The sequence below is a fragment of the Mycobacterium sp. IS-3022 genome (genome assembly GCF_001500065.1).
Lineage (GTDB): Bacteria > Actinomycetota > Actinomycetes > Mycobacteriales > Mycobacteriaceae > Mycobacterium.
In genome coordinates, this window is sequence record NZ_LQIN01000023.1 from 305658 (window position 1) to 329993 (window position 24336).

Consider the following 24336-nt stretch of genomic DNA (forward strand, 5'->3'; position numbering starts at 1 on the left):
GGTTGCGCTCGTTCATCATGGGTCGATGAGGACGAAGGCTCTGGTTGCCGCAACGATGTCGATTGCTGCGCTGGTCGCGGCACCCAGCGGCTTCGCGCAGTCACCGGACAGCGAGCGATGCGCTCCGCGGTTCGGTCAGGTCATCGACATCACCGCCGGCGACATCGACTGCATCACCGCATCGGATTACGCCGTTCAGTACGACCTCAACGGCGACAAGTACCAGGTCATCGGCCCGTTCACCTGCTACTCCGGTAACGCGATGACCGCGCCGCTGCTGTTCCAATGTGTCGCCGACACCGAAGACCGCGCCGAGTTCGCCGTCTACCCGGCGTAGCGTTTGTGCGTCGAACGTGCGGCTACTGCGAATTTCCGCTCGGATTTTCGCAGTGAGCGCACGCTCGGCGATCAGGAATTGGGCTTCAGGCGCAGTGATACCGAGTTGATGCAGTAGCGCTGGTCGGTCGGCGTCGGATATCCCTCGCCTTCGAAGACGTGCCCGAGATGGCTGTGGCAGTTGGCGCAGATGACCTCGACGCGCCGCATGCCCAGCGAGTCGTCCGGTCGCAGGATGACGGCGTCGGAGTCGGCGGGATCGAAGAACGACGGCCACCCGCAGTGCGATTCGAATTTCTCGGTGCTGCGGAACAGTTCGGCGCCGCAGGCACGGCACTCGTAGACGCCTTCGGTCTTGGTGTCGGTGTACTCACCGGTGAACGGGCGCTCGGTGCCGGCCTCGCGCAGAACGTGGAATTCCTCGGGAGTCAGCTTCTTGCGCCACTCGTCGTCGGTCAGCTGAAGTTTGGGAGCCGGTGTGGTCATGCCTCCACGCTAGCGATTTTTCTGGGCGACGCGCTTGTACCTCGACGTCGAAATCGCCGCCAGGGCTGGCGTCAGCTGATCGGCGGTGCTGTCGGCTTCGCCGGCGCCGTCGACGCGACGGGCTCGGCGGTCGCGGAAGGCGCCGAACGCTCCTTCAACCACACCGGATCGATCCCGTCGTCGAGTCGGCCCTCGGCCTTGGCGTCCAGATAGCGGAAGTACAGCACCGAGAACACGACCACGAGCATCAGCCCCCAGCCGTAGGTGAACTTCATGTACTCGAGGAACCGGCCCGTCGTCGGCCAATGCCCGAGCAGCCAACGGTCCGCGCTCATGAACCCGTAGATCGCCAGCCACGCCGGCCAGTTGCGCAGCACCGAATTCGGCAGCACGACCGTCATCAGGAACGGGAACAGCATCATCGAGTAGTAGCCCTGGCCGAGTGACAGCACCAGGAACGACGCGATCAGCAGCACGCCCGAGGACGTCAGCATCCAGAACAGCGGATCGCGGGTGCGGTAGTACTTGTAGAGCAACCACAGCGTGTAGGCCGCCAGGAGCGCAAACCCGATGCGCAACAACAGGATCAGCCACACCGGCAGGCCGTAGTAGATGCCGTTGCCCGCGATGGAGCTGTTGAAGTAGTCGCGGGTGGTCATGATGTAGGGCAACGTGCGGGTGACCCAGTTCATCGGATCGCTGATCAACGGCCAGGCGGCGGCGTTGAACACCAACGGAACCGCGACGGCGCCCACGAACGGTCGCCACTGGCGGTTCAGCAGCGGCAGCAACATCAGCGGCAGCAGAATGGGTTTGACCACCACGGTCAGGCCGATCGCGACACCGGCCCACCATTCGTGTTTCTTGTTTCCGTCGAGCAGCCAGCGGAAGAACAGCACCTCCAACAGCAGGATGCAGCCGTTGATGTTGCCGAAAACCAGTGTGTTGATGACACTTTCGGTGCTGAACATCGCCACCAGCAGGGCGGGCAGGGCCACCGAGCGGTAGGTGTAGCCGAACAGCCGGATCAGGAAGTACGCGGCGAGCACGATCGCGACCGTGTTGAAGAAGATGAACCAGTACCGCGACGCATCGATGGGCAGATAGCCGAACGGCGCCATCAACAACGTGCCGCCCGGCGGATAGAGATAGTGCGGGTCGACGTGGTCGAAGTGCTCGTTGTAGATGTCCCAGCCCATCTTGAAATTGACGACGGCCCGGTAGACGGGCCCGTAGTCGTCGGTGATGTAGCCGTTGGTCGCCAGCACGTAGCTGCGGTGAATGATGAACAGGATCGCCAGCGGCCACAGGATCAGCTTCAACACATCTGCCACGCTCGGCGGGGAGCTGCGGGGCCGGAAGGCGGCGGTCACAAGATCGCGCACGACCGCACGGTACCCGACCGCCGTCGGCATCAGGCGTCAGGCAGGGCAGAACGTGTCGGTCTCTGGCAGCTTGCCGGTGTCCAGGTAGCCGATCACCGGCGGCATCGCACACGGCGAGAAGATCGAGGCGCCGTGCCCGATGCCCTGCCACATCACCCGCTTGTTGGCCGACCCGGCGTTGATCACGGTGGCCGCCACCGCGGCGACCCCCTCGTTGCCGACGATCGGGTCGTTCTGGGTGCCGAGTAGCAGCACGGGGATATCGAGGTTCTTCGGTTCCTGCGGGGTGGTCCCGCTGGGCCAGTGCAGGCAGTCGACCAGGTTCAGCGCCCCGACGGCGCCGAACTGCGGGTACAGCTTGTCCCACGCCACGACCAGTTCGCGAACCCGGTTCGGGGTCGGCCGGTTCAACGAGTCGCTGCAGCCGTTGACGAACTGGCCGTCGCTGTTGCGCAGGGTTTCGGCCTGAGCGATCAGGTCGGTGAACGGGTTCGTGTCCCCGGACCGTGCGGCGGCCACCGCCGCGGCCAAGGCATTGCCCGCCGCGATCCGGTCTCCGCGCGGGTAGGCCAGTGCGGTCGAGATCGCGTTGGCGACGGTCGCGACCGCGGCGCCGTTGGGCCCACGACCTTGACGCGCCGCCGAGAGCAGTTCATCGACCGCGGCCTTCGGGTCGGGCGCCAACGGGCAGTTCGTCGCTGCGCACTGCGCGGCCCAGGCGTCCAGCGCGGCCTGTTCGCCTTTGACGCGCTGCTCCATCGCGGCTTCGGCGGCGATCCCGAGCGGCAACGGCGAGTCGAGCACCAGGCGCGCGACCTTGTTGGGGTGCGATCCGGCGTACGCCAACGCCACCTGCGCTCCGTTCCCGATACCCAGCAGCGCCAGCGCCGGCACGTCCCAGGTGCTGCGCAGGCGCTCGATGTCCTCGGCGGCGTGCGAGTTGTCGTAGGCCGAGTCACCAGGGGCGATGGTGTCGGTACAGCTTGTCGTCGCGGTCTGCACGATCGCGCCCAGGTTCTCGACTGGGTCGTCGCCGGCCTGGAACTGCGCCTGGTCGAGCATCTCCTGACGGTCGAACAGGTCGCGGCAGTCCAGTGCGCTGGACATGCCCATGCCCCGCCGGTCGACGGCCACGATCGGGCGGGTCTTGAGCATGTCGGCGCCGGCGCGCGACAGCCACACCGGCAGCTGCGTCGACGACGGCAGGTCCGTCCCGGTCGTCATGACCAGCGGCCCGGCGTCGGCTGGGGTCTGCGGACTGCGAGCGCGGACCACACCGATGCTGACCGAGCCCGACACGCCGTTGATCGGGTCGAGGTCGGCGTCGTAGGTGGCGCAGTCGAGGGTCACCCCGGGCACGGCAGGCACCGCGGCGTCGCTGAACGCACGGGCCGTGCAGTCCCGCCACGCCAGCTCGTTCTTCGGCGCCTCGACGGCCGGCGGTCCCTGCTCCTGCTGGGTCGACGTCGGCTCGCCTTGCGGGCCCGCGCCGGAGTCGGTGGCGAAGCGGGGATTGGCGGCAAGGCCCGGCGAGCACGCCGCGACGACCGCCGCGACGGATGCCAGGCTCAGGAGCCGGACCAGCTGACCACGCCGATTCATGCCGACCACAGTACTGATGCGCGGCTCACCCGCGGCTCACCCGAGCCGGACGTAGCGGGTGTACAGATAGCCGTCGTCGTCGGTCAGCACATGCGCCGGCCGCATGCGGGTCAGCACTTCGCCGGATCCCGCAGCGATCCGCGGCGCCCTGCCGCCGACCAGCAACGGCGCCACGGTCAGGCACAGCTCGTCGAGCAGATCGTCCTCGATCAGCTCGCTCAGGAACAGCGGGCCGCCCTCGGTGAGCACGCGGAACAGCTTGCGCTCGGCCAGTACGCGCAGTGCGGTGAAGCCGTCGACCGCGTCGGGGCGCGGACCCGAAGCGTCGATCACCTCGGCGACCGCGCCGAGGCGGCTGCGGGTGTCGGCATAGGAGGTGGTGCACGTCAGGATCAGCGGCGTCACCTCGGTACGGGTGAAGAACAGGGCGCCGGGGTCGAGGTTCCCGGACCGGGTGACGACGGCGATCGGCGGCACCTCGGCCTGACCCCGGGCCTGCCGGTTGCGGCGCTGCTCGAGGGGCACCTGCGTACCGGAGTAGTTCTCCGTGCGCACGGTGGAGGCCCCGACCAGGATCACGTCGGCGGCATAGCGCATCAGCTCGAAGACGCTGCGGTCGCCCGGCCCGCCGAGCGCAGCGGTCTTGCCGCCGGCGGTCGCGCCGCCGTCGATGCTCGCGATCATGTTGCCGCGCACCCAGCAGGTCTGCAGGTCGGTGGGGTAGGCGTAGAAGTCGGCGAGCCGCCGGTCGGCGCTGTCGATCGGGGCGCCGTCGGTCCCCAGCACGGTGAACTGCGCCGCAGCGGCGGTATCGGGCATGAACACGATTGCAGCACGTCGATAAGGTGCCTGCATGGACGGGTCCGGCGCGGTGCAACATCTGGTGGACCGTCACCCCGACGTCACACCGGACCGGTTGATCGCTCAACTGGTCCCGCCGCCCACGTTCTCCGACGTCAGCTTCGACACCTACCTCCCAGACCCCGCGGAGCCGTCGCAGGCCGCGGCGGTGCAGTCATGCCTGCGGTTCTGCGATCAGGCGGAGCAGCGACGGGCGGGCAAGAAGAAGATTTTCGGCCGCCGTGAGGTGCTGCCCGGAGTCGGGCTGTATCTCGACGGCGGTTTCGGCGTCGGAAAGACGCACCTGCTGGCGTCGTCGTATTACCGGCTGCCGGGGCCGAAGGCGTTCGCGACGTTCGGCGAGTTGACGCAGCTGGCAAGTGTTTTCGGCTTCGTCGAGTGCATCGACCTGCTGGCCGACTACGTCGTGGTGTGCATCGACGAGTTCGAACTCGACGACCCGGGCAACACGACGCTGATCTCACGGCTGCTGTCACAGCTCGTCGAACGCGGGGTGTCGGTGGCGGCGACTTCGAACACCCTGCCCGAGCAGCTCGGCGAGGGCCGCTTCGCCGCGCAGGACTTCCTGCGCGAGATCAACACTCTCGCAGCGATTTTCGAGACGGTGCGCATCGACGGACCGGACTACCGGCACCGCGATCTACCGCCCGCGCCGGAGCCGCTGAGCGACGCCGAGGTCAGCGAGCGCGCCACGCAGACAGCCGGCGCGACGCTCGACGACTTCGATGCGCTGTGCGCGCACCTGGCCACCATGCACCCTTCGCGCTACCTGACGCTGATCGAGGGTGTCAGCGCGGTCTTCGTCACCGGCGTGCACACGGTCGACGACCAGAATGTCGCGCTGCGCCTGGTGTCGCTGACCGACCGGCTGTACGACGCGGGGATACCGGTGGTGGCGTCGGGTGCCAAGCTCGACACCATTTTCAGCGAGGACATGCTGGCGGGCGGTTTCCGCAAGAAGTACCTGCGCGCGATCTCGCGGTTGCTCGCGCTGTCGAGGGAGGGCACCCCCCTCGGCGAGCAGACGTGAAATGCTCCGAAACCGCAGGTTTTTCGGGCACTTGGCTTCTGCTCGCGCTCAGATGGTCCGCACCATCACGTAGTCGTTCTCGATGCCGGCGCCCAACCGAAAGGTTTTCGTGCCGGTGACCGCGAACCCGTGCTTGGCGTAGAACCGCTGCGCGCGGTGGTTCTCCTGGTTGACGCCGAGCCAGACCACCTTGGCGCCGAGATCCTCCGCCTCCCGCAGCGCCGCGGACATCAGCGCAGCCGCCACGCCGGCGCCGTGACGTTCGGGCAGCACATAGATCTTCGACACCTCGACGGCTGGTCGCAGTTCGACGGCGCGCTGCACATCGGGGTCGTCGGGCACGCCGCGAATCAGCAGCGCGTAGCCGGTGATTGGCCCATCGGAAGCACGAGCGACGAGTACCGCCCGGTCGGGCTCGGCGAGGTATTCGCGGAAGCGCGCTTCGGACAGGTTTTCGTCGATGAACGCCGCGATGTTGTCCGGTGTCGCCCCCGGCGGACAGGCGAGCGGGAAGGTGCGGGCCGCGACGTCGGCGACTTCGGCCAGGTCGGTGTCGACGGCCGTCGCGACGTCAATGTCCAACGGCGACTACACGTTCCATTGAGCCAGGTGCTCGCCGGTGACCCGGTCGAGCAACACCACGTTTGACACCAGGTCGCGGTAGCAGTCCCAGAAGACCGCACCGCTGACCGTCGACCCCGCGGGCGCGTTGCCCAGCGCGCGCTGCAGCGCGTCGGGAGCATCGGTGTTGCGCGGTTCGTAGCTGTCGCCCGTCGCCGTGACGCCGCGGAAGCTGTAGGTGATCGACTGGGCGTACGGCGTCGGCACCTGAATCGGATGCACAGTCACCCAGGCGCGCCACACCTGGTGGCGCGGTGGCCGCGGCGGATAGCCGAAGCCGGGCGGGATGGGAGACGGGTCCACGCTGTGCACGGTGATGTCGGCGACCAGGCCCTTGAACTTGACCTGCAACGTGTCGCCCAGCCTGCCGATCGGAGCGGTGACCGCCGACGCAGGCGCAGCGACTATCCCGGCGACAGTCGCCATCGCGGCGACGAGGAGCACGAACCAGCGACGCATCCCCGCATGATCGCACACACTGAAACGTGTTACAGCTGCTTCCGCGTCAGGCACGCTCAGGCGGCCTCGAGATCCAGCAGCGCCGACTTGGCCGCCGGGCCACCGACGTACTGCCCGGTGGATCCGTCCGACCGCACGACGCGGTGGCACGGGATCACCACCGGCAGCGGGTTGTGCGCGCATGCGGTCCCGACGGCGCGCACGGCGCGCGGATTCCCGACGGCGGCGGCGACGGTCGCGTAGCTTTCGCGCCGGCCGTAGCCGATGTCGCGCAGGTGCTCGATCACGCTGCGCCGGAAGCCCGCGGTGAGCCGCAGGTCGATCGGCACGTCGAACACCGTGCGACGTTTGGCGAAGTACTCGTCGAGTTGACGTGCGACGGGGTCCAGTCGGCCCGGCGCGCGCAGGATGCGGGGGCTGACGGCCTCCGCCAGTCGGTTGAGCGCGGTGTCGTGGCCCTCGATGTCGAAGGCGACGCGTACCAACCCGGCGGTGGTGGCGGCCAGCAGCAGAGGACCGACGGGACTGTCGATAGTGCGGTAGGCGATGTCGAGCGTGCCGTCGTCATCGGCGGCGCGTTCCAGTCGTCGGTGCAGCCGGTCGAGCGTTTCGTGATCGGCGTGCAGAGCGTCAAACACGTTGGCAGTCATGAAATTTGGTCCTCCCGGTAGAACTTGCGCAGGGTCTTGATGCCGTCAGCCGAAGCGCGGCGCGCGGCGTCGGGGGTATTGCCGAGCAAATCGGCGATCTCGCTGAACGGCAGGCCGGCGATGTGGTGATAGGCGACGGCCTGTCGCTGCTTGGCGGGCAGGCGTGCCAGGGCATCCCACAGGTCGTGGTCGCGGGCCGCCGGGTCCGCGCGCGGTGACGCCAGATCCGGCATCGGGTCGGTGGGCGTCGGCCGGCGCGAGCGGGCGCGGCCGACGTCGAGGGCGCGGCGGTGGGCGATGGTGACGAGCCAAGCCTCGACGTTCGCGTCCGCGGGCAACTGTGGGTAGGCGCGCAACGCGGACAGGAACGTCTCGGACCAGGCGTCCTCGGCGTCGACGGGGCCGACGACCGCGCGGCAGACCCGCAGCACGGTGGGTCCGTGCTGGGCCACCACCTCTTCGAACGGTCGCACTCTCACATCATGAAGACGCCGCGGCGTCGCCGGGTGTGAGATCAGTCCTTGGTGAAGGCTTCCAGTGCGGCGACGAGTTCACTTTCGAAGCGGTCCTTGTCGACGCCGACGCGGTGCAGGGGACCGTCGTCGTCCTCGGCTTCCCACAGCGCGAGCAGGATGTGCTCGGTGCCGATGTAGTTGTGTCCCAATCGAAGTGCCTGACGGAACGTCAGCTCGAGCGCCTTCTTCGCGGCGGCGTTGAACGGGATGAGCGTGGGCAGCTCATCCGCGGTCCGCTCCGGCAGCGACACCACCTTGGTCACCGCGTCGACGTCGACGCCCTGTGCGGCCAGCAACTTGGCGGCCAGGCCGTTGGGGTCCTTGAACAACGCCAAAAGCAGGTGATCGGAGCCGATCTCCGGATTTCCGGCCGCATGGGCCAGGTTCTGCGCCTCCACGACGACGTTGCGAGCGCGGGGCGTGAACCGGCTGAACCCGGCGTTCGGGTCGAGCACATCGGCGTCGGTCGGCATTTTGGGGACGAAGCGCTTCTGGGCGGCCTGCTTGGTGACGCCCATGCATTTGCCGATCTCCGTCCACGACGCCCCGGACCGGCGGGCCTGGTCGACGAAGTGGCCGATCAGGTGGTCGGCGATCTCGCCGAGGGCTTCGGCGGCCAACACCGCGTCGGTGAGCTGGTCGAGGGGCTCGGAGTGCACTTCCTTGATGACGTCGATGAGGTCGTCGAGCCGTACCGGGTTGGTGATCTTCGCGTTCTCCGTCATGTGTCAACCTTAGGTTGACGGCGGACGCTGCGTCAACCGTTGGTTGACGATCGCGGGTATCCGCGCTTGACCGTGCGATCGAGGATGCCCAGTGTCGCCCGCAACGCATTTTCGGACACGACGGGGAAGATGCCGGCGTCCCGCCAGTGCTGGTCGATGTCGGACCAGTCGTAGAACGACGTCACCTGCGTGCCGTCGGCGGCGGGTTCCAAGCGATAGCCGTAGACGTGGCCGATCTGCGGGCGAATCCGGCCGAGAATGGTCCACGAGATCAGGGCGTCCTGCTCGAAGTCGCGGATCGACACGGTGACGTCGTATTTGCCCATCGGAAAGTCGTTGAGCGCCTCGCGGTCCATGTGTACGACGAAGGTGTCACCGGCTGCGCGGACCCGATCACCCTCGGCGTCCTGCAGCATTCCGGTCGCGTCGATTGCGACGTGCCCGTGAGGGTCGGTCAGCACGGCGAATATGTCGGACGCGGGTGCGTCGATGGTGCGTTGAACTTCGATTCGGTCGGCCATTGGCAAATCATGTCAAGGTTGCAGAACTTGGGGGGAGTCGTTTTGGTCAATGCGGCCGGGGTATCCGGAAGTTGCTATGCGCAACCACATTGACCCGGCCCGCGTACAGTCTGCCGTCTTGCGTCGCGCGATCACGTTCATCAACGAGAACGCGCACAGGGAAATAACACTCAGCGATATTGCCGCCGCCGTCAACGTGACGCCGCGTTCGGTGCAGTACGCGTTTCGGCGGCACCTCGGCATGACTCCACTGGAGTATCTCCGGCGGGTGCGCCTCGATCGCGCGCACCGGGAACTGCAAACTGCGGACCCGCGCAGGGACACCGTGATGGCGATTGCGGGCCGGTGGGGATTCAGTCACGCCGGCCGATTCAGCAGCGTCTACAAGCGGACCTTCGGGACCGCGCCCAGCGAGACGCTACGCACCTGAGGTTCCTATCTCGGGAAGAAACCTTCGCGGGTGAAGAAGCCGGGCTGCCAGCCGCGCGCTCCGAGGCACAGCATCGGCCGTCCATCGGGCGCCTGGGCGGCGGCTTGTGGCTTGGGGCAGGGCGATCCGACCTCCTGCACGCCGTACAGCTCGTAGGCGGCGACCCAGAAGCCGGTGTAGACCGGCGGCCACTGGTTCTCGATCCAGCGGCACTGCAAGACTTCGCCGCCGGGTCCGCGGCCGAACGTGAAGCGCTCCATGTTGGTGCATGGAGCGGTGAGGTGCGCGTCGTAGTTCATGCCCGGCACATCGGTGGCGTAGCGGCCGGGCGTGTCGGGGTAGTCCCTGTCGTCAGCGGCGGCGAACGGGGCCGCGCAGACGGCGGCGCAGGCGATCGCAGCGGCGGCGAATAGTTGGCGAATCATGTCCCACCCTTTGGGTCGTCATGACCGGTCGGTCTGCAGCAAAGCGTAGTAGGTGAACCGCCACCGCCGAGCGTTTTCCCGACACGCGGGCACCGGTGGACCCTGAGCCCGCCGGTAGTCCAGGCACTGAGGTCATGTAGGCGGATCGTGAAAGACGCGCAGGATGTCGCCGCCGGGGTAATGCTCACGATGTGTCTCCGCAGCGTCGGCGCAGCTGCCCGCGATGACGACGCGGGAGGTCTGGACTCCGCCGGCTCGGCTGATGACGGTGTAGTGATCGTCCATCAGATTGGTGGTGGTCATCGGAAATCCTTTCTGTGTTTGGGGACGACGGATACGGGCATGAAGGTATTGACGTTTCGGGCTTGGACGCGTCGGCTGATCGGCCGTTCTTCCGGATGACATCGACTCCACCGATCGGGGGAAATGCCGCTTCGGAAGTTCTTTGCCGGGGCTGACGGGATGTCATTGAACTTGCTCGATTCGAATGAGACGATCAGCGCAGTAACGACTTTCGACTCGACGGATAGAGCGGCAATTGATTGCAATCGCGGTGGTGCTGCTGATCCTGGCGGCTGTCATGATCGTGTTCGGCCTCGTGCTGTACGGCAACGGTGTCGGCGAAGTTCCCGATGAACCGGGCCGCGAGCCGGCAGCCACCAGGCGGGGCCTGGCGCGCATCTCGTGGAAAGACCTCTTTGCGCGGATGAAGACGTCGATCAAAGACATGCTCAACGACGAGGCAAGCCGCGCCCAGCAGCTGACGGCGACCGGCGCGTTTTTCGTCATGGTCGGGCTCATCGTCGTCGTGCTTGCCCTGCTGGCGATCATCGCTGCCATGGTCTGACGACAGACAGCTCCTAGGAATCTTGCATTCGGAAAGTTCCGGCGTGAAGTAGCTATTGGCGGAAGCGTCAAAACTGCATGCGCTTGGGCGCAGTCAGGCAGACTGAATCACGGGCAAATGACGACAGTGTGCGAATACGGGGGAGTCGTGTCTGCCCAGCGAGGAGTTGCGACGCGATGAGTTGGGCAACTATGGTCTCGGCCACCTTGGTGCCGTTCGCATCCGTCGTATCCACTGCGGCCGTGGCGATTTGGACGAAACGCATCGACGCGAAGACCAAGAAGGAAGAAAGAGACCACGCTCTGGTCTTGGACTACGAGAAGCGGGCGGGGGAAGACAAGAAGGCCGCGCTGAAGCGTCTCATTTCAGCGACCCTCCACCTCAAGCGCGGGGCAGAACAACTCGCCGGGTCCGAAGCGACCGAACAGAGCCTGAGCCAAAGGCGGGCGGAAGCCATTCGGCAGCTGTACGAATTTCGTGTTCGGCTGGGTATGGACGACGGAATTGCCGAGTTGATGATGTATGCCGCAGAACCGGTTCGTGACCTCACCGAAGTGGTGCTTGACGAATGGGACCGCCAGTTCCGTGAGCACGGCTACTCGTTGGCGCAGTTGGATGCGTGCAAGCGACGATTGGTTCAGACAGCGGGGGACGTCCCACCAACCGATGAACAGGCGATCTTCGCGGAGCGCAAGTGGGCCGAGCTGAAAGAAGAAGAAGGACAGTGGCTCAAGCGACTGGGCGATGAGGCGGACATCGACGTCGAGGCGCTGGTGGAGCTGTGCAAGACCATTCTGAAAGCCGCCCACAAGGATCTCCGCGGCGGCTACGGCGTAGAAGCCTGACTGACGCAAGGCTTCCGCAACTGATTTGTTGGCAGCGGTGACGCCTATAGACAGTCGGATGCGGTCACCCCTCAAGGCTTATCGTCCGCGGCGCCGGTCGACCCGCCGACTCCTGGCGCCGGATTGGGAACCCGCTTTCCGCAGTCCTGGCACGTCCCCCAATTTGATGTGCCAGCGTCGATTTGGGCGTCCTGCATTGCTCCCGAGCCCTTGACGCTGACGCGTAAGTGGGTGCAGTTCTCGGGGTCGTTCGGGTACTGAATCGAATCATCATGAGCGTCATCGGCCATAGGTTGAAGTATCCGCCAGCAAACAGCCAGCGCCTCGAGTTCAGTTGCCGTTGCGAATTTTCGACCTGCTGATCCGGTGGCTTGGACGCGCCAACGCTTCGGTGATCACCCCAAGGTGCTGGCGTTGCTCATAGCGTCGGCTGCATCTGCTGGACCAACGGAGCGGCCGTTTAGCGGTTTTCGCGTAGTCAATACGAAACGGAGAGGGGGACGGCGTCGGCGGGCCAGGCTCGCTGCTGAACTCTCAGGGTCACCCCGCCGGACGCCTCACGTCGACCAGAGACGTGACCAACCTCCAGTGTCGACGCTGCAGTTGCTAGTGCCCGAACGCATATTCTCCGAAACCATCGATCAACCATTGGAATTGACGAGCAGCAGCTCGCAGTGGCGTCGGCGCATAAGCACAAAAAGAGCCTCGTTCGGCAAGTCGCCAACGGTCGCGGAGAAGTCCAACATAGTCAGCTGATGCGTGATCGATGCATCAGTGTTAACTGAGCTAACGAGTTTGGCCCTGTGTCACTGATCACAGTCGGTGATGAGCAGCAATTATGCACTCGAGTGCTGCACTTTCAACTGCTTTGAAGTTTAGCTCTGCGCTGACGGGTAAATAGTGGCTTGCGAGCCGGAACTCTTGAGCGAACAGGTTCCCGTCGGTTCGAAGTTCTACTCTCAAGGAGCATTCACCGTGCAGAAGACTCTTGTGGTCGGCGCGACCACTCTCACCCTGTTGTTCGGCGGGGCTGGCGTGGCTCACGCCACCGAACTCTCAACCCCGGCCCCGGCGACGACGACCACCCTGGCTCAGCAAGCGGAGCAAGAAGACGACGGCGGCGACAACGGCCTGTGGGGCCTTGCCGGACTTCTTGGTCTCCTTGGGTTGGCCGGGCTGAAGCGTCGCAAGGATGCCGACTACCCGGCGACTCGCGGTGGCGGCACCATAACGAACCCGCGCGCTTAGTCACCACTTTCAACGACCGAGCCCCCCGCCAGGTGCTACGCCACCACGGGGGGCTCGCGTCGTCTTCCGGCTCGCCGCCGGTAGAGCAGGTGGCGCTAGTGCCACGGACACGCTGTTTGGGAGCCGGGAAACGAAACCCGATGAAAGCAGGAGGGCAGCAAGAGTTCTCGCTTTCCATTGTGTTGCGACTCCACATCCTTAATGTCGTCAGTCGATGTCGTCGTTCGCGTGAGACGTGGTCGCCTGCGAGCAACCCCAACTGGTGCCGCCGGCTAGGCGGGACGTAACAGCGTGTCGACCGCGGGCCGACTCCCTCAGGAGGCGGCGATGGTGCAGTCAACGTCTCTGCCGTCACCCGCATCAGCGTCGCTTCGGATCAGGATCGTCTTGTCGGAGTCGCGCATGACTGAGCAGGCGACGCCATTCGCGGCGCCGATGATCGGGTCGGCGCCGATCAACTGACCTGGGGCGGCTGTGTGGAAAATCAGCTTGACTTCTCCAGGTTCGTGGCAAATATTCTCCCGAACCATCTGGTTGTTGTTCGGCCAGATCACATCGATGCACGGCGCTCCGTCCCAGGCGATGAGAGTCGTATATGTGTTCGCGGACGGGATCAGTGGGGGACCAGAGGGGGCAGGGCCGTTGGCTTGTTCGCATGCCACGCCGTCTCCGTCGCGGTCAAGTTCGGCACTGTAACCGGGTTGCCCGGCGAACAGTGGCGCCGCGCCCGCCGCCTCGGCTTGATCGCAGGTGCTGAAGGGGACCGCCACGGCCGGAGGACTGAACATAAGCGGCATCACCACCGTCGCGGCTCCGGTGATCTGAAAAGCCTGTCGCAACATCACTTTTCGCATGCGACCCCGTCCCTATCGCCGTCGAGGCCGGCGCGATACCCGGGCTCGCCGGCTCGCAGAGGTGCGGCGCCGGCTGCGCGCGCCGCGTCGCAGTCGTCGTAGTAAGCGCTCGAGGACGGCGGCGGGATGTCAGCGGCTGGCAGAGCCGGCGGTGGAGACGTATTTCCTGTGTCGATGGCCGTCGATGCCGTGTCGCCGTTGCACGGTGGGGCCCACAGCCCACGCGGAGCGTTTCTGGCTTCTTGCTCAGCGGCTTTTATCTCGTCGTAGAGGCTGACGGGGTTACCCCCGTAGATGTACGACCGGGCCGCACCCGCGCGGGCTGCTTCGATCGAGTAGTTCCAGCCGTCGGCTCGCACAAGGTACGCGAGGGTGCGGCCGTAGCGGTCGGTTCGATCTTGTGTCGGGTCGATGACGACCGCAACTCTGCTTCCGAGGAGGTTCGACGTGGCGAACTCGGTGGCCTCGGGTCCCCAGCACTCGACGGGAGAACCAGGCTTCTTTGTCTCGGGGGTGTCGATGCCGAGGACCCGCACGCGCAAGTGACCGCGGTTGTCGTCGCGAATGTCGATGGTGTCGCCATCGACTATCTCGAGGACTGTCGCCGTGGCGGCGACCGGTTCAGCCGCCGCCGACGGCGCCAGGTGAACGGCTGCCATCAGGCCGACGGTTGCAGCGCAGGCGCGCCACGCTGCAGAAGCTGCGAACCTCACGTGTTCGATTCGCTCGCGATTCCGTCGCTGTCGCGGTCCAGGCCGGAATCGTAGGGAGCGGAGCCGATCGCCGGCGCGAACCCTGAGCCAGCTACGGCAAAGGTGACAGCACAAACCACGACTCGAAGCATGTGTTCCCCCACATGAATAACGATCTTGGTGAAGTTAGCCCCCCGGCCTGAAAGGCACTCTAGCTAATGTGTGACCTGGGACACAAGTCCCAGTCTTGGGAGTCGCATGCCAGCGGTTCGGGCGTAAGAATCAGTCCTTGAAGTGCGGCGGTACTGGTGCGCGATACTGGGATTGAACCAGTGACCTCTTCCGTGTCAGGGAAGCGCTCTCCCGCTGAGCTAATCGCGCCAGATCATCGTTGAGGTGGAGACGGGAATCGAACCCGTGTGCACGGCTTTGCAGGCCGTTGCCTCACCACTCGGCCACTCCACCGCTGGGGTTGATGCCACTGCACCTTCGAGCGGATGACGGGATTCGAACCCGCGACCCTCACCTTGGCAAGGTGATGCGCTACCAACTGCGCTACATCCGCGCGCCACGAACGACATCGTCGCCCGTCGCGAAGCACGACGATAGTCCACCAAAGTGTAGCTGCACAAATCTCCGTGTTTGCCGGTGCGTCTCCGCCCGTTTGTGTTTCAAAACGACTGGTAGTACTCGCAGAAGATGGAGAAGCCGCGGGCCGAGCCGGCCGCGCGGCGCGCATCGGAATCCGCGGCCGTGGCCGCTGCTGAAACCTCGGGCGGATTCGGGTCGCGACCCTTCACCGTGCTAGTCTTCGACGTCGTTCGGCCATTCGGTCGACTCTCCGGTCTCGTAGCTCAGTGGGAGAGCGTCCGCCTCACACGCGGAAGGTCGCTGGTTCGAACCCAGCCGGGACCACCACCCTGACCTGCGCATATACCGGCATTCGCCAGGTGCGTGCTATCTGGCGTGCTATCCGGCCACCGCCGCCCGCGCCGCGTCGACCAGGGCTGACGCCTCGTCAGCGGTCAGGTAGTTGCGTCTCACCATTTCAGACAGGGCACGGCAGAAGCGCTCCACCCGCTCAACCTCGTCGGGGTCGGTGGCGGCTGATCGGTGAATCGTGGTTGTGTTCATGGCGGCAACTTACGCCTACGAAAGCTGTTGCGCAACAAGAACTTTCATCCGGTATCCGGACGTTTATGCTGGTCAGCGGAATCTTGTTCCGGAAACCGGAGACGCGCTGACGGGCACGGGCACCGGTCTGTGGGGTAGTCCGACCCACAGAACCGGCACCGCACCCGCTGCCCAACGGCCTTCCAGTTCGTCCGCGACTTCATCAGTGGCCCCGCCGCTTCTGACGCCTACGCCGCCGACGTTCCCGCGCCCGCGCCTTGTGCGTCGGCCAGCCGCCGGGCGCGCAGCGAACACGTGACACCGGGCACGGAGGAACGATCATCGCGGCATCCCCGCTCCGTGCGCGTTGATCTGCCGCGACACATCACGCGCAACCTCCTGGTTCGTGGACGCATTGTTGAACACCTGGTTGAACACCATGTTGTTGCCGCCGCCGTCCGGCCCCGGCGCAGCCCCCTTCTTGGTGCCGTGCTGCGACTGCCCGCCACCCTGGCCGTCCTTCATCGGGACCTCCTGCTGTCCAGCGGTGGTCGGGATCGAGGGTCGGGCACTGGCGAACCCGCCCGCAATACGCATCAGCAGGTTGTTGGACAGGTCGGCCCGCTGGGAGCCGCCGGGGGTCAGTGTGTCGATCACCCCTTGGACACCGATCCCGGCCACCTGACCGCCGAACGCCGCCGCGCGGTTGAGCAGTTGGACCACCATTTGCGCCGCCGCCGCCCCGGCCTGACCGCCGAACGGCGCAGCCGCCGCGCCAGCGGAACTGATGGCACCCTGAATCGCCGCCATCGGCATCCCGCCGACGAGCCCCTGGCTGCCGCCGCCGCCCGCTGGCTGCCAGCCACCGCGACCCGGCATGTGGCCCTGCACCTTGGGCGGACCAGGCGCGGGGCCGGGGCCTTGGCCGGTGGCGAAGTTCAGCGCGCCCGGTATGCCGACGTTGGCAGTCGGTGCCCCACCGGGCAGCCCGACATTCGGGGTCAGTGGCCCACCGGGATTACCGAGGTCCGTCGACATCGGCATGCTGGTCGGCATGTTCATCCCCGGCAGCACTGACCCGCCGCCGCCCACCGGCAGGTGCCACTGCTCGGTGAAGTTGGGGTCCAGCGCGCCATCACCCTTCCCCAAGGCGATCCCCCCGACGTCGCCACCGGCCTCGAACGGCATCCCGTTCGGGAGTGTCGCGGCCATGTGACCGCCACCCGGCCCACCGTGGGACACGCCGACGTTGAACGCGCCCGGCTTGAACCCCTTGCGGAAACCCAGATTTGGTGCCACGGACGGGAAACTCTCTGTGGTGAACAGCCGCCCCTGACCGGTGCCGCGTCCCAAGAGAACCTGCGTCAGCTCGGACACCGCGCCGGAGCAGTCGGCCAGGCCGTTCACCAGATCAGTTCCGCCCCAGTCGTATTGACCACCGTTGGCATTCTGTGCGAGACGATACATCGCGGCCAGGTTGGGGTTGGTGACACCGGTCCCGGTCCCGGTCATGCTCATCATGTTCGGAACCATCAAGGCTTCCGGACCCAACCGTGAGATGTCCGCCGACGCGCGGGCGAAGTCCGGCGGCGCGATCTGGAATTGCGAACCGAAAGCACCTTGCGCGGCCAGCATCCCGAACAGACCGCTACCGGCTGCGCCGTTGGAGTACCCCGCGCGGGCCTGCGCACCGTAAAGCGCGCCGACAGCCGGTGCGAACGCAAGGCTGGCAAGGAATCTCACCAAGTTGTCCGCTAATCCCGGCAATCCCTTGGAGAAGCCGAGGTCTTTGTCCAGCGCCGCGCCGACCTGGCCCATAGAGTCGGCCAGTGTTTCCAGCTTCGGGAGCGACTTCTCCATGGCGTTGATCGTCTCGTCAATCACCTGCTGCTCAGCCTCACGGACCCGCTGCTCGGCCGCTACGACATCGTTTCTCGCCCTGAGCAATTCGAGCTGATCGGCATTGCCCATTGCCTTGAGGTTGATTTCACGCAGCCGCGCTTCTTCCAGCGCTCGAAGTGCCTGCGCCACATCGGGATGCGACGACAGCGGAGACGTCGCGGCGAACCGTGACGGGTCCACGAACGGAGCGCGAGTCATTTCCTTGGCCACCGCATCGCCCGCGCCTGCCACCGAACCCGACGACGACGGCGGATTGAACGACGGCGGCATGATGAACGGGCCTGTCTGTGCCCCTGCGCTAGCCGCGTTGCCGATAGCCGACCCGAACGGGGTCGACAACGACCCGGCACCCGGCATCTTCGGTATCGAACGCCCGCCACTGGCTGGGCCACCGCCGGGCAATAGGTCGGCAACGCGGCTTAGAATCTGCAATCCCGGCGACATCGCCATCACCGCATTGGCAACCGCTTCCATCGCCGGTGCTAACCGTTCCGTTGCGGATGCGACTTTCTCCATCACCGGCCCCCAAATGGTGAAGAAGGGTGAAATCTCGCTCACCACTGTGCTGATGGTTGGCATGACATCCGCGAGAATCTGCGCCGCGTCCACGATCATCGGCATGATCTTCTCACCGACAGGCGCAAGTTCAAAGAACGCGGCGACCAAATCCTTTGTGATGTCCCACAATTGGCCCGCTGCCGTGATGCCCCTCTGAATCCACTGTTCCAGTTCACCGCTGGCCGAGATGTCACTGATCCATGTTGAGAACTCCTGCGCGGCCACCGACAGCGACTGCGCGAGCTGCGGCAGGAAACCCGAACTCACGCGGGCGATTTCGGTCAACGCTTGCGTAAACGGTGCCACGGCGGGCGCCAAATTCTCGAACGTGTTGACCAGGCTACGTCCGATCTCCTGAATAGCCCCAAAGGTTTCCGGCGTCTGCAACTGCGTGGCGAACTGCGCGAACATGTTGTTCATCGCGTTGGCGATGCCGGTCGTCGTCGCCTGAATCGTCGGCATCAACGTGTTGGACAGCTCGGTAATCATCGGGCCGACACCTGCGAAAAGCGCCTGCTGCGTGGCGATTTTCAGCCGGTCGAACGTCGGCACCAGCGCTTGGATGTCACGCGCGGCCTGCTGCGCGGAGGGAGCGAGCTTGCCTATCGCCTCCGCGAACTGCTCCGGGTCACGGATGTTCTCCATGGCCCCGCCGAAACCCATAACGCCCAGTTTCAAGGTGCCAAACCCGGCGGCGGCTGCGGTGGTAACACCAGGCAGGACGCCAACCACGCCGCTGAGAGTGCTTGCCGCACCGGCAACTCCGGTCAGCGCGGGCACCAACGCCGCGATTCCGGCTGGCCCAGCGACCTTACCGAGACTGCCCAAAGTTGTTCCGACGCTGGCCAGCCCGCCCACAGCACCGGCACCGGCCCGCCCCAACATGTCACGGTCACGCTTGATCCGGATACGCTCGGTGCGGTCGGCCTGCTGCTGCGCGAAGCGAATCTGCGCACGGCGTTCCCGTTCGCGGGCACGGGATTCCGCACTGATGCGGCGGATTTCCGCATTGTGGTCCCGCACTCGACGGGCCTCGATGTCGCGTAACCCATTGAGACGGTCAGCAATCCGATCCTGCTCGGTGCGGGTAAGCACCTTGATCGCCGCCAGATCGCTTTTGCGTGCACGCTCCACATCGGCTGCCACGGCGCGGTTTCCACGGCGCATCGTGTCAACCACGTTGCGCTCATAGGTGTTACCGATGTCGCGGCCCGTGCGCTCAAAGGTCCGTTCGATGTCGCGGGCGGTCTGGCGCAGCGCGCGCTTGTCGAGGTCGGTCAGAACCTCCAATTCGATGTTCTGACCGGGACGCTCACTCCTGGCCATCAGTCATCACCCCCGAACCGGATGACCGTCTTGCCACGCGGCGCGAACTCCGGTGTCGGAGTGTCGCCCCCGGTGCCGAACTCGATCCAGCTCGCCTTCCAGTCCGACGCCACCACGGCGCGCGCAGGCAGCTTGTCGACGTCCGGTCGGCCCTCGACGTGGACGCTGTCCCTGTAGGCCCCGGTGTCGACCGGGCTGACCGACTTCCAGTAGTCGCGGGCATCCTCGGCCAGCTCGCGGTTCGCGGCGTCAATGGCCGGACGGCCCTCGCGGGGGTCGCGCAGCTTGTCTGCGATGATGTCCTCGATGTCCTTGGTGGACTGCTTGACGCGGACCCGTGCCATCAGTTCACCCCTTTGCTGTCGCTGTTTGCTGGTTTGCTGTTCGCTTCGTTTTTGTTGCGTTGCGTTTTTTCACTATGTAGATCGCACAGTCGACCCAGGGTCGGCAGACCTCTGACCTGCAAAAAGACGGACATGTAACTCACGTCGGGCGGAACAGATGTTAGGGTACGTGCATTACTGGTATTTGCTGACGCGGCGACCGTGTTTGCTAGCCGCCCCATCATGGCCACCCCGGCGTGTCGAAGAACGCCAACGCCGGGGGCCGTCGCCGGTCCCGGTCAGTCCGGCCAGCAGCCCGCGAGCTATTACACGACCGGCAAGAACCCCTGACGTTGGCCCGAACATAGAACAAGCTGATGTCATCGCGCGCCGGGATGATGTGGTCGGCGGTGGTCGACGCGCCGGTGCAATTCGGCAAGCGCAGTCGGCACGTCGGTTCCTCTTTGATTACGAGACGACTCAACGCCTGCCAGCGCCGTGTCTTGTACAGCTTCTTATGCGCCGACTCCATTACGCCACGCTCCGCTCTGCCTCGATGACGACGTGATCGACCACGCCATCGAGGTCGCGGTTGAGCTGCGAGCCGCCGACCACGGCGTAGTCCTGTCCCTCGTACCGCAGGTAGTCATTGGCCGTCATGGTCGTGGTGACCGGAAGATCAGGCCGCACAGTGCACCTGACGCGCACGACGGCACGGTTGGCCAACTGCTGGTCTGTTTCGGTGGCCGACAGCGTACGCAGCAGACAACCGGGCACCGGCGTGACGGTTTCCACCTTGGCTGGAATGTTCAGGTGATCCCGTGGACCGTCGCTGCTGATTTTCACGAAGTCAACGGTCTGCCCGCCCAGTGGTTCCGTCATGTCAGCCCCCAAAGCCGTTGCGATGGCGGCTGGCCGGGGGGAGTAGTCGCCCCTCGGCCAGCCGGTCGCCTGCCAACCTGTTGACGTTGGTGCTTTCCTCACCAACATGGCAGGCCACACCGCCCCCAGGAAAGGGCGGCCCACTGGTCTTCAAACCCGTTGTGGTGTGCGACATGTGACGCACCTGCGGAAGGGTGGCGGCTGGCCGGGGCCACAGATCAAAACCCCGGCCAGCCGGGATGCCCGCCGACCGCGTGGCAGGCCACACCGCCCCCAGGCGTGAGGCGGCCCACGATTTCACATCCTGCGCTGGCACCGGTCACACCTTCCGTAACGCAGGTCAATCGACCCACCGCACCGGCACGCCCACTGGTCACGCGGTAACGGTGTGCCGTCCCCGAAAGTGAAGTGCTGTGCACGCCGTGCACCGAGAACCCTATCCAGACTCTCGATGGCGGTGGCCGCACGTGCGGAAGCACGATGCGCCAGCTCTGCGGTGGCGGTGGAGTCGGTGGACTCGTTGTAGAAGGCCCCAGGCCACCGACCTGAGACCGTAACGCCCATGCTCATTCGTTCGTCCCTATCATCACTTCAAATGCGCTGGCCCCGTTGGCTACTTGCGCCGCCTGCCTGTCTGCCCGCGCTTTGAGTGCCGCCCGGTAGGCGAGGTCACGTGCCTTGGCCGCGGCGGCTTTCGCCTTTTCGTCCTCAAGTCGCCGGCGTTCCCGTTCCCGTTGTGCCGCTTGGGTTTTAGCGCGTTCGGTGAACAGGTCGGCGGCGACGTCGGCGGGGACGCAGCGGAAACCGATGGCGTCGTGCTCGACGTGCTGGATCAACTGGCGTTCCAGGTCGTCCATTGTGCCGAAACCCTCGATGCTCAAGTCAACGAGCCGGATCAGTTCGCCCACAATCGGTTTCCTTTCTCAGTGCCGGTGCCCGGTCGCTGCGCGGGTGCGCAGTCGCGGTGAGGGATCGGGTTTGCGGACCTCGGTGACCGTGATGGCGTCGCGGTCCAGCATGCAGTTGACAACAATCGCGTCCACGATCTCGGACGCCCCGTAGTCGCCTTGGCCGTACAGCCGCGCCACCGTGCGCCCGATGGTCCCGCAGTCGCCGCGCAGCCAATGCAGCGCATGGTGTTCGGCCTCGACGTAGGCGTCGATGTCGACGTCGAAGTGCAGTTCGGTGTCATCGTGGCCCCGTGGCCGCGACGGCACGTGCGACGTGCTCGCGGTGAAAGAGCCACCGGCCACCAACCTTCACCCCTCCTAAGCTCGGTGCGCGCTTGTTGACGGCGCGCTTGGTGATTCCGAGCTTGGCGGCAACTTGGGTCGCTGTCACGTAATCGGTTCCCGGTCGGGAACTTCCGCTGAGAATTTCCTCCACGGTGGCGGCGACGTCGGGTGACATCGGCTGGCCGTTCATCCGATGCACGTGCTCGGTGCAGGCAGCCATGTGGCGCAGCGTCTCGGCGTTCACCAGACACCCCGATTCCCGGCCCCCAGATCAACGCTGATGGACGAAACCGGCCAGGGGTGGGGGATTGGGTCAACGGGGCTGCCGACCGGTCGGCAACCGTCGTGGGTCCGCACTGTCCGCGTTGTCCGCAGTTCCCCCAACCAAATTGAGGGGAACCCTACGGGACGTGGAGCGCGAAAGCGCGGCGCGGCGGTTTGCTGTGGACGGTGTTTACCCGTTCCTCTACTACTACTACTACTACTGCGGACACTGCGGTATATACGGACAGTGCGGACAGTGCGGACAGTGCGGTAATGCCTGTTAGACACTGTTGTCCGCATGTCCGTGTTGTCCGCAGTCCGCAGTTGCAGTGCGCAAGTCGGTGTTGCGCGTGTTAACTCCTGGAGCGCAATCATATTCCCGGCCCGTACTCGCCGCGTGCCAGCTTCGTCACGTAGTCATCGTTTGCCAGTCGGGTCAGAACCTCGCTGGCGCGGCGACGGTCCAGACCAAACTCCGCGCTCACGTCCTCCGGTGACACGATCTGCCCACCGTCGTCGTTGACGTAGTGCCACACCTTCACAGACAGCGGGCCGTGCTTGTCCATCAGTCTCACCAGACGCCCGACTTGTTCGGCTGCCGTCCGCGCCTTGCTCAGCACCGACGCCGCGTCGTCGGTGTCGAGCGACCCGGCCAGCCGCCACAACATCCCGTCGTCGGCGTGTAATGCGTACTCCGACTCCATCACGTCGCGGCCCGTCACGTGCAGCACGGCGTCGTCGCCGCCGCGCTGGCGTTGAAGCACCATCAGAAAGTCGGCGGCACCCGCGATGCCGTAGGTTCCCGACAGGTCTGCAACAAAATCGTCACTCGCGGCCTTGCGCGTGTGGTGCACAACCAGGATGGTCGAACCGGGCGCGGAGTCGGCCAGGCCCTTGAGTTGGCTACTGATCGCGTAGTCGGCCCCGTAGGCATCCTCACCGGAACGCTTGGCGCGCTTCACCTTTCCCAACGTGTCGAGCACGACCAGCGGCCTGTCCTGCCCGTGGCGGGCCAGGTACTCGCCGATGACAGCTATCGCCTCTTGCGGGGTGGCCTTGATGACGATGGTCAGCGCGGCGGGTATGGGTTGCCCGCCGTTCATCTTGCGTAGCCGATCCTGCAATCGACGGTGTCCGTCTTCGAGCGCCAGGTACAGCACAGGTCGCTGCGTGACGCGGACACGTTGCAGTGCGGTGCCGCCGGATGACACCGCAAGCGCAACGTTACCGACGAGGAAACTCTTACCCTTTTTCGGCGGTGCGCCGAGGTAACCCATCCCTTCGGGGATTAGTTCGGGGACAACGTATTCCAGTTCGGCAAACTCTTGCGCGTCGAGCCAGTCTCCGGTCACCGACAGTTTGTCGAGCAGTGAGTGATAGACCAGCTCGTCAAGTGTCTTGCCCGCCGCGATGTGGTCGCTCACGTCCTTGCCCACGATCACTTCGGCGATTGTCGCGGACTTGGCGGTCCCGCCCAGTACGTCGGCGATCCGCTGCGCGTGTGCGAACCCGCCGCCGTCGTCGTCCTTGTCAGCAATGATGATGATGTCCTTGCCGCGCAACGGTTCCCAGTCGAACCGCTCCGGTTTGGTGTTGCGGCCCTGCGCCGGAGACACGGCGGTGCCGCCGACCGCTTCCACGGCGTAAACGTCTTCCTCGCCCTCGGTGACGTAGACCGTGGTGGCGTCGGCGATGCGGTCGGCGTGGAACAACGCTCGCTTGCCGCCGCCTTTGGGTACGTTGCGCTGCCGGAAATCCTTGCCGCCCTTGGACGCGCGGCGCTCCACGACCGGGCCATCGGGGTAGGGGTAGCTGGCCAGCACGTCGCCGTTGCGCTGCTGGTACAGGTCGCGGTACGTCAGACCCATCGCCGCGAGCACGTCGTCGGTGTCACATCCGGCGTGACAGTGCAGCAGCACCCGGCTGTCGGTCCCCGTGATCGACAGCGACGGGCTACGGTCGTCGTGCGCCGGGCACCGCGCTGACGCGGTGTTGCCGTTGCGTTGTACGCCGTCGAGCTTGTCCAGTAGCCGCGTGTATGCGGTATCCTGCATGGTGAGTGGTCCTTTCACTCAAGGTCGGTACGCAACCGAGGCCCCCGGCGATCAACGTCGCCGGGGGCCTGTTGTTTGTGAAGTTGTGGTGTGGGGGCTGGTCAGCCGTGGTAGTTGTTGACCTCGCGGTAAGCCTCTTTCAGGTCG

General features: G+C 65.5%; 28 protein-coding genes and 4 tRNA genes. 7 read left to right on the forward strand and 25 right to left on the reverse strand.

What is annotated here, in order from left to right:
* Positions 1 to 25: 25 nt before the first annotated feature.
* Complete coding sequence (locus AU188_RS15845; RefSeq protein WP_156426703.1) at positions 26 to 337, forward strand: hypothetical protein; 312 nt, start codon at positions 26 to 28, stop codon at positions 335 to 337.
* A 71-nt stretch (positions 338 to 408) separates the two neighbouring features.
* Here AU188_RS15845 and msrB read toward each other — a convergent pair whose 3' ends face one another.
* The 4 genes from msrB to AU188_RS15865 all read right to left on the reverse strand — a co-directional run bounded on the left by msrB (position 409) and on the right by AU188_RS15865 (position 4628).
* Positions 409 to 822 carry a peptide-methionine (R)-S-oxide reductase MsrB gene (msrB, locus tag AU188_RS15850; protein WP_059164626.1) on the reverse strand — a complete coding sequence of 138 codons (414 nt, stop codon included), beginning with the start codon at positions 820 to 822 and terminating at the stop codon, positions 409 to 411.
* Between the two features lie 71 nt (positions 823 to 893).
* Positions 894 to 2237: an arabinofuranan 3-O-arabinosyltransferase gene (gene aftC, locus AU188_RS15855; RefSeq protein WP_059164627.1), complete on the reverse strand. Its 1344-nt coding sequence runs from the start codon at positions 2235 to 2237 to the stop codon at positions 894 to 896.
* A gap of 6 nt (positions 2238 to 2243) precedes the next feature.
* The gene (locus AU188_RS15860; protein ID WP_059164628.1) at positions 2244 to 3809 is read right to left on the reverse strand and encodes an alpha/beta hydrolase; all 1566 of its coding nucleotides are present in this window, start codon (positions 3807 to 3809) and stop codon (positions 2244 to 2246) included.
* A gap of 36 nt (positions 3810 to 3845) precedes the next feature.
* Positions 3846 to 4628, reverse strand: coding sequence for a pyrimidine reductase family protein (locus tag AU188_RS15865; protein ID WP_059164775.1), 783 nt, complete (start codon positions 4626 to 4628; stop codon positions 3846 to 3848).
* A 34-nt stretch (positions 4629 to 4662) separates the two neighbouring features.
* Here AU188_RS15865 and zapE point away from each other — a divergent pair, with 34 nt between their 5' ends.
* Entirely contained in the window at positions 4663 to 5700 is a 1038-nt protein-coding gene (gene zapE, locus AU188_RS15870; RefSeq protein WP_059164629.1) for a cell division protein ZapE, read from the forward strand.
* Positions 5701 to 5748: 48 nt separating this feature from the next.
* On the opposite strand, the gene AU188_RS15875 is transcribed toward zapE, so the two are convergent.
* From AU188_RS15875 to AU188_RS15900, 6 genes are read right to left on the reverse strand one after another with little or no spacing between them, the layout of a single operon-like run.
* Positions 5749 to 6282 carry a GNAT family N-acetyltransferase gene (locus tag AU188_RS15875; RefSeq protein WP_059164630.1) on the reverse strand — a complete coding sequence of 178 codons (534 nt, stop codon included), beginning with the start codon at positions 6280 to 6282 and terminating at the stop codon, positions 5749 to 5751.
* Positions 6283 to 6288: 6 nt separating this feature from the next.
* Positions 6289 to 6780, reverse strand: a complete 492-nt coding sequence (locus AU188_RS15880) for a hypothetical protein (protein ID WP_059164631.1) — start codon at positions 6778 to 6780, stop codon at positions 6289 to 6291.
* Positions 6781 to 6836: 56 nt separating this feature from the next.
* The gene (locus tag AU188_RS15885) at positions 6837 to 7430 is read right to left on the reverse strand and encodes a methylated-DNA--[protein]-cysteine S-methyltransferase (RefSeq protein WP_059164632.1); all 594 of its coding nucleotides are present in this window, start codon (positions 7428 to 7430) and stop codon (positions 6837 to 6839) included.
* The gene (locus AU188_RS15890; protein ID WP_286137505.1) at positions 7427 to 7909 is read right to left on the reverse strand and encodes an RNA polymerase sigma factor; all 483 of its coding nucleotides are present in this window, start codon (positions 7907 to 7909) and stop codon (positions 7427 to 7429) included. Before AU188_RS15890 ends, AU188_RS15885 begins: the two co-directional genes overlap by 4 nt.
* 35 nt (positions 7910 to 7944) lie before the next feature.
* Entirely contained in the window at positions 7945 to 8670 is a 726-nt protein-coding gene (locus tag AU188_RS15895) for a Clp protease N-terminal domain-containing protein (protein WP_059164634.1), read from the reverse strand.
* 32 nt (positions 8671 to 8702) lie between these two features.
* Positions 8703 to 9191 carry an SRPBCC family protein gene (locus AU188_RS15900; RefSeq protein WP_059164635.1) on the reverse strand — a complete coding sequence of 163 codons (489 nt, stop codon included), beginning with the start codon at positions 9189 to 9191 and terminating at the stop codon, positions 8703 to 8705.
* 76 nt (positions 9192 to 9267) lie between these two features.
* Here AU188_RS15900 and AU188_RS15905 point away from each other — a divergent pair, with 76 nt between their 5' ends.
* Positions 9268 to 9621 carry a helix-turn-helix transcriptional regulator gene (locus AU188_RS15905; protein WP_059099872.1) on the forward strand — a complete coding sequence of 118 codons (354 nt, stop codon included), beginning with the start codon at positions 9268 to 9270 and terminating at the stop codon, positions 9619 to 9621.
* A gap of 5 nt (positions 9622 to 9626) precedes the next feature.
* Here the strand turns inward: AU188_RS15905 and AU188_RS15910 are convergent, their stop codons facing one another.
* Together AU188_RS15910 and AU188_RS25320 are read right to left on the reverse strand one after the other, a co-directional pair.
* Positions 9627 to 10046, reverse strand: a complete 420-nt coding sequence (locus AU188_RS15910) for a hypothetical protein (RefSeq protein ID WP_059164636.1) — start codon at positions 10044 to 10046, stop codon at positions 9627 to 9629.
* A gap of 132 nt (positions 10047 to 10178) precedes the next feature.
* The gene (locus AU188_RS25320; RefSeq protein WP_156426704.1) at positions 10179 to 10349 is read right to left on the reverse strand and encodes a hypothetical protein; all 171 of its coding nucleotides are present in this window, start codon (positions 10347 to 10349) and stop codon (positions 10179 to 10181) included.
* Positions 10350 to 10602: 253 nt separating this feature from the next.
* Between AU188_RS25320 and AU188_RS15915 the strand changes: the two genes are divergently transcribed.
* The 3 genes from AU188_RS15915 (at position 10603) to AU188_RS15925 (ending at position 12986) form a co-directional block, all read left to right on the forward strand.
* The gene (locus AU188_RS15915) at positions 10603 to 10893 is read left to right on the forward strand and encodes a hypothetical protein (protein WP_286137506.1); all 291 of its coding nucleotides are present in this window, start codon (positions 10603 to 10605) and stop codon (positions 10891 to 10893) included.
* Between the two features lie 242 nt (positions 10894 to 11135).
* Positions 11136 to 11738, forward strand: a complete 603-nt coding sequence (locus AU188_RS15920; RefSeq protein ID WP_286137507.1) for a hypothetical protein — start codon at positions 11136 to 11138, stop codon at positions 11736 to 11738.
* 975 nt (positions 11739 to 12713) lie between these two features.
* Entirely contained in the window at positions 12714 to 12986 is a 273-nt protein-coding gene (locus AU188_RS15925; RefSeq protein WP_059164776.1) for a WGxxGxxG family protein, read from the forward strand.
* Positions 12987 to 13300: 314 nt separating this feature from the next.
* On the opposite strand, the gene AU188_RS26055 is transcribed toward AU188_RS15925, so the two are convergent.
* The 6 genes from AU188_RS26055 to AU188_RS25805 form a co-directional block, all read right to left on the reverse strand.
* Positions 13301 to 13840, reverse strand: a complete 540-nt coding sequence (locus AU188_RS26055) for an excalibur calcium-binding domain-containing protein (RefSeq protein ID WP_502687618.1) — start codon at positions 13838 to 13840, stop codon at positions 13301 to 13303.
* Complete coding sequence (locus AU188_RS15935) at positions 13828 to 14499, reverse strand: thermonuclease family protein (protein WP_059164640.1); 672 nt, start codon at positions 14497 to 14499, stop codon at positions 13828 to 13830. The genes AU188_RS26055 and AU188_RS15935 overlap by 13 nt, the downstream gene beginning before the upstream one ends.
* A gap of 339 nt (positions 14500 to 14838) precedes the next feature.
* Positions 14839 to 14913, reverse strand: a tRNA-Val gene (locus AU188_RS15940).
* A gap of 13 nt (positions 14914 to 14926) precedes the next feature.
* Positions 14927 to 14997, reverse strand: a tRNA-Cys gene (locus tag AU188_RS15945).
* A gap of 27 nt (positions 14998 to 15024) precedes the next feature.
* A tRNA-Gly gene (locus tag AU188_RS15950) sits at positions 15025 to 15097 on the reverse strand.
* A gap of 106 nt (positions 15098 to 15203) precedes the next feature.
* Positions 15204 to 15332, reverse strand: a complete 129-nt coding sequence (locus tag AU188_RS25805; RefSeq protein ID WP_286137508.1) for a hypothetical protein — start codon at positions 15330 to 15332, stop codon at positions 15204 to 15206.
* A 43-nt stretch (positions 15333 to 15375) separates the two neighbouring features.
* Between AU188_RS25805 and AU188_RS15955 the strand changes: the two genes are divergently transcribed.
* Positions 15376 to 15450: transfer RNA gene (locus AU188_RS15955), tRNA-Val, on the forward strand.
* A 51-nt stretch (positions 15451 to 15501) separates the two neighbouring features.
* On the opposite strand, the gene AU188_RS25325 is transcribed toward AU188_RS15955, so the two are convergent.
* From AU188_RS25325 to AU188_RS15990, 7 genes are all read right to left on the reverse strand, one after another.
* Positions 15502 to 15666: a hypothetical protein gene (locus AU188_RS25325; RefSeq protein WP_156426705.1), complete on the reverse strand. Its 165-nt coding sequence runs from the start codon at positions 15664 to 15666 to the stop codon at positions 15502 to 15504.
* Between the two features lie 318 nt (positions 15667 to 15984).
* Complete coding sequence (locus tag AU188_RS15960) at positions 15985 to 19431, reverse strand: hypothetical protein (RefSeq protein WP_059164641.1); 3447 nt, start codon at positions 19429 to 19431, stop codon at positions 15985 to 15987.
* The gene (locus tag AU188_RS15965; RefSeq protein ID WP_059164642.1) at positions 19431 to 19775 is read right to left on the reverse strand and encodes an HK97 gp10 family phage protein; all 345 of its coding nucleotides are present in this window, start codon (positions 19773 to 19775) and stop codon (positions 19431 to 19433) included. The genes AU188_RS15960 and AU188_RS15965 overlap by 1 nt, the downstream gene beginning before the upstream one ends.
* 510 nt (positions 19776 to 20285) lie before the next feature.
* Complete coding sequence (locus AU188_RS15970; protein ID WP_059164643.1) at positions 20286 to 20636, reverse strand: hypothetical protein; 351 nt, start codon at positions 20634 to 20636, stop codon at positions 20286 to 20288.
* A 566-nt stretch (positions 20637 to 21202) separates the two neighbouring features.
* On the reverse strand, positions 21203 to 21544 hold the full coding sequence (locus AU188_RS15975) for a hypothetical protein (RefSeq protein WP_059164644.1): 342 nt from the start codon (positions 21542 to 21544) through the stop codon (positions 21203 to 21205).
* A 15-nt stretch (positions 21545 to 21559) separates the two neighbouring features.
* Positions 21560 to 21889: a hypothetical protein gene (locus AU188_RS15980; RefSeq protein ID WP_156426706.1), complete on the reverse strand. Its 330-nt coding sequence runs from the start codon at positions 21887 to 21889 to the stop codon at positions 21560 to 21562.
* A 617-nt stretch (positions 21890 to 22506) separates the two neighbouring features.
* Positions 22507 to 24189, reverse strand: coding sequence for an AAA family ATPase (locus AU188_RS15990; RefSeq protein WP_059164647.1), 1683 nt, complete (start codon positions 24187 to 24189; stop codon positions 22507 to 22509).
* Positions 24190 to 24336 lie beyond the last annotated feature (147 nt).

What these genes read in the sequence shown, in the direction of transcription:
- aftC (WP_059164627.1), bottom strand. Translation starts at nt 2,237, where the DNA reads ATGCCGACGGCGGTCGGGTACCGTGCGGTCGTGCGCGATCTTGTGACC.
- AU188_RS15880 (WP_059164631.1), bottom strand. Translation starts at nt 6,780, where the DNA reads ATGCGTCGCTGGTTCGTGCTCCTCGTCGCCGCGATGGCGACTGTCGCC.
- AU188_RS15860 (WP_059164628.1), bottom strand. Translation starts at nt 3,809, where the DNA reads ATGAATCGGCGTGGTCAGCTGGTCCGGCTCCTGAGCCTGGCATCCGTC.
- zapE (WP_059164629.1), top strand. Translation starts at nt 4,663, where the DNA reads ATGGACGGGTCCGGCGCGGTGCAACATCTGGTGGACCGTCACCCCGAC.
- AU188_RS15935 (WP_059164640.1), bottom strand. Translation starts at nt 14,499, where the DNA reads ATGGCAGCCGTTCACCTGGCGCCGTCGGCGGCGGCTGAACCGGTCGCC.
- AU188_RS15885 (WP_059164632.1), bottom strand. Translation starts at nt 7,430, where the DNA reads ATGACTGCCAACGTGTTTGACGCTCTGCACGCCGATCACGAAACGCTC.
- AU188_RS15960 (WP_059164641.1), bottom strand. Translation starts at nt 19,431, where the DNA reads ATGGCCAGGAGTGAGCGTCCCGGTCAGAACATCGAATTGGAGGTTCTG.
- AU188_RS25320 (WP_156426704.1), bottom strand. Translation starts at nt 10,349, where the DNA reads ATGACCACCACCAATCTGATGGACGATCACTACACCGTCATCAGCCGA.
- AU188_RS15990 (WP_059164647.1), bottom strand. Translation starts at nt 24,189, where the DNA reads ATGCAGGATACCGCATACACGCGGCTACTGGACAAGCTCGACGGCGTA.
- AU188_RS15865 (WP_059164775.1), bottom strand. Translation starts at nt 4,628, where the DNA reads ATGCCCGATACCGCCGCTGCGGCGCAGTTCACCGTGCTGGGGACCGAC.
- msrB (WP_059164626.1), bottom strand. Translation starts at nt 822, where the DNA reads ATGACCACACCGGCTCCCAAACTTCAGCTGACCGACGACGAGTGGCGC.
- AU188_RS15970 (WP_059164643.1), bottom strand. Translation starts at nt 20,636, where the DNA reads ATGACGGAACCACTGGGCGGGCAGACCGTTGACTTCGTGAAAATCAGC.
- AU188_RS15965 (WP_059164642.1), bottom strand. Translation starts at nt 19,775, where the DNA reads ATGGCACGGGTCCGCGTCAAGCAGTCCACCAAGGACATCGAGGACATC.
- AU188_RS25325 (WP_156426705.1), bottom strand. Translation starts at nt 15,666, where the DNA reads ATGAACACAACCACGATTCACCGATCAGCCGCCACCGACCCCGACGAG.
- AU188_RS15905 (WP_059099872.1), top strand. Translation starts at nt 9,268, where the DNA reads ATGCGCAACCACATTGACCCGGCCCGCGTACAGTCTGCCGTCTTGCGT.
- AU188_RS15845 (WP_156426703.1), top strand. Translation starts at nt 26, where the DNA reads ATGAGGACGAAGGCTCTGGTTGCCGCAACGATGTCGATTGCTGCGCTG.
- AU188_RS15910 (WP_059164636.1), bottom strand. Translation starts at nt 10,046, where the DNA reads ATGATTCGCCAACTATTCGCCGCCGCTGCGATCGCCTGCGCCGCCGTC.
- AU188_RS15895 (WP_059164634.1), bottom strand. Translation starts at nt 8,670, where the DNA reads ATGACGGAGAACGCGAAGATCACCAACCCGGTACGGCTCGACGACCTC.
- AU188_RS26055 (WP_502687618.1), bottom strand. Translation starts at nt 13,840, where the DNA reads ATGCGAAAAGTGATGTTGCGACAGGCTTTTCAGATCACCGGAGCCGCG.
- AU188_RS15900 (WP_059164635.1), bottom strand. Translation starts at nt 9,191, where the DNA reads ATGGCCGACCGAATCGAAGTTCAACGCACCATCGACGCACCCGCGTCC.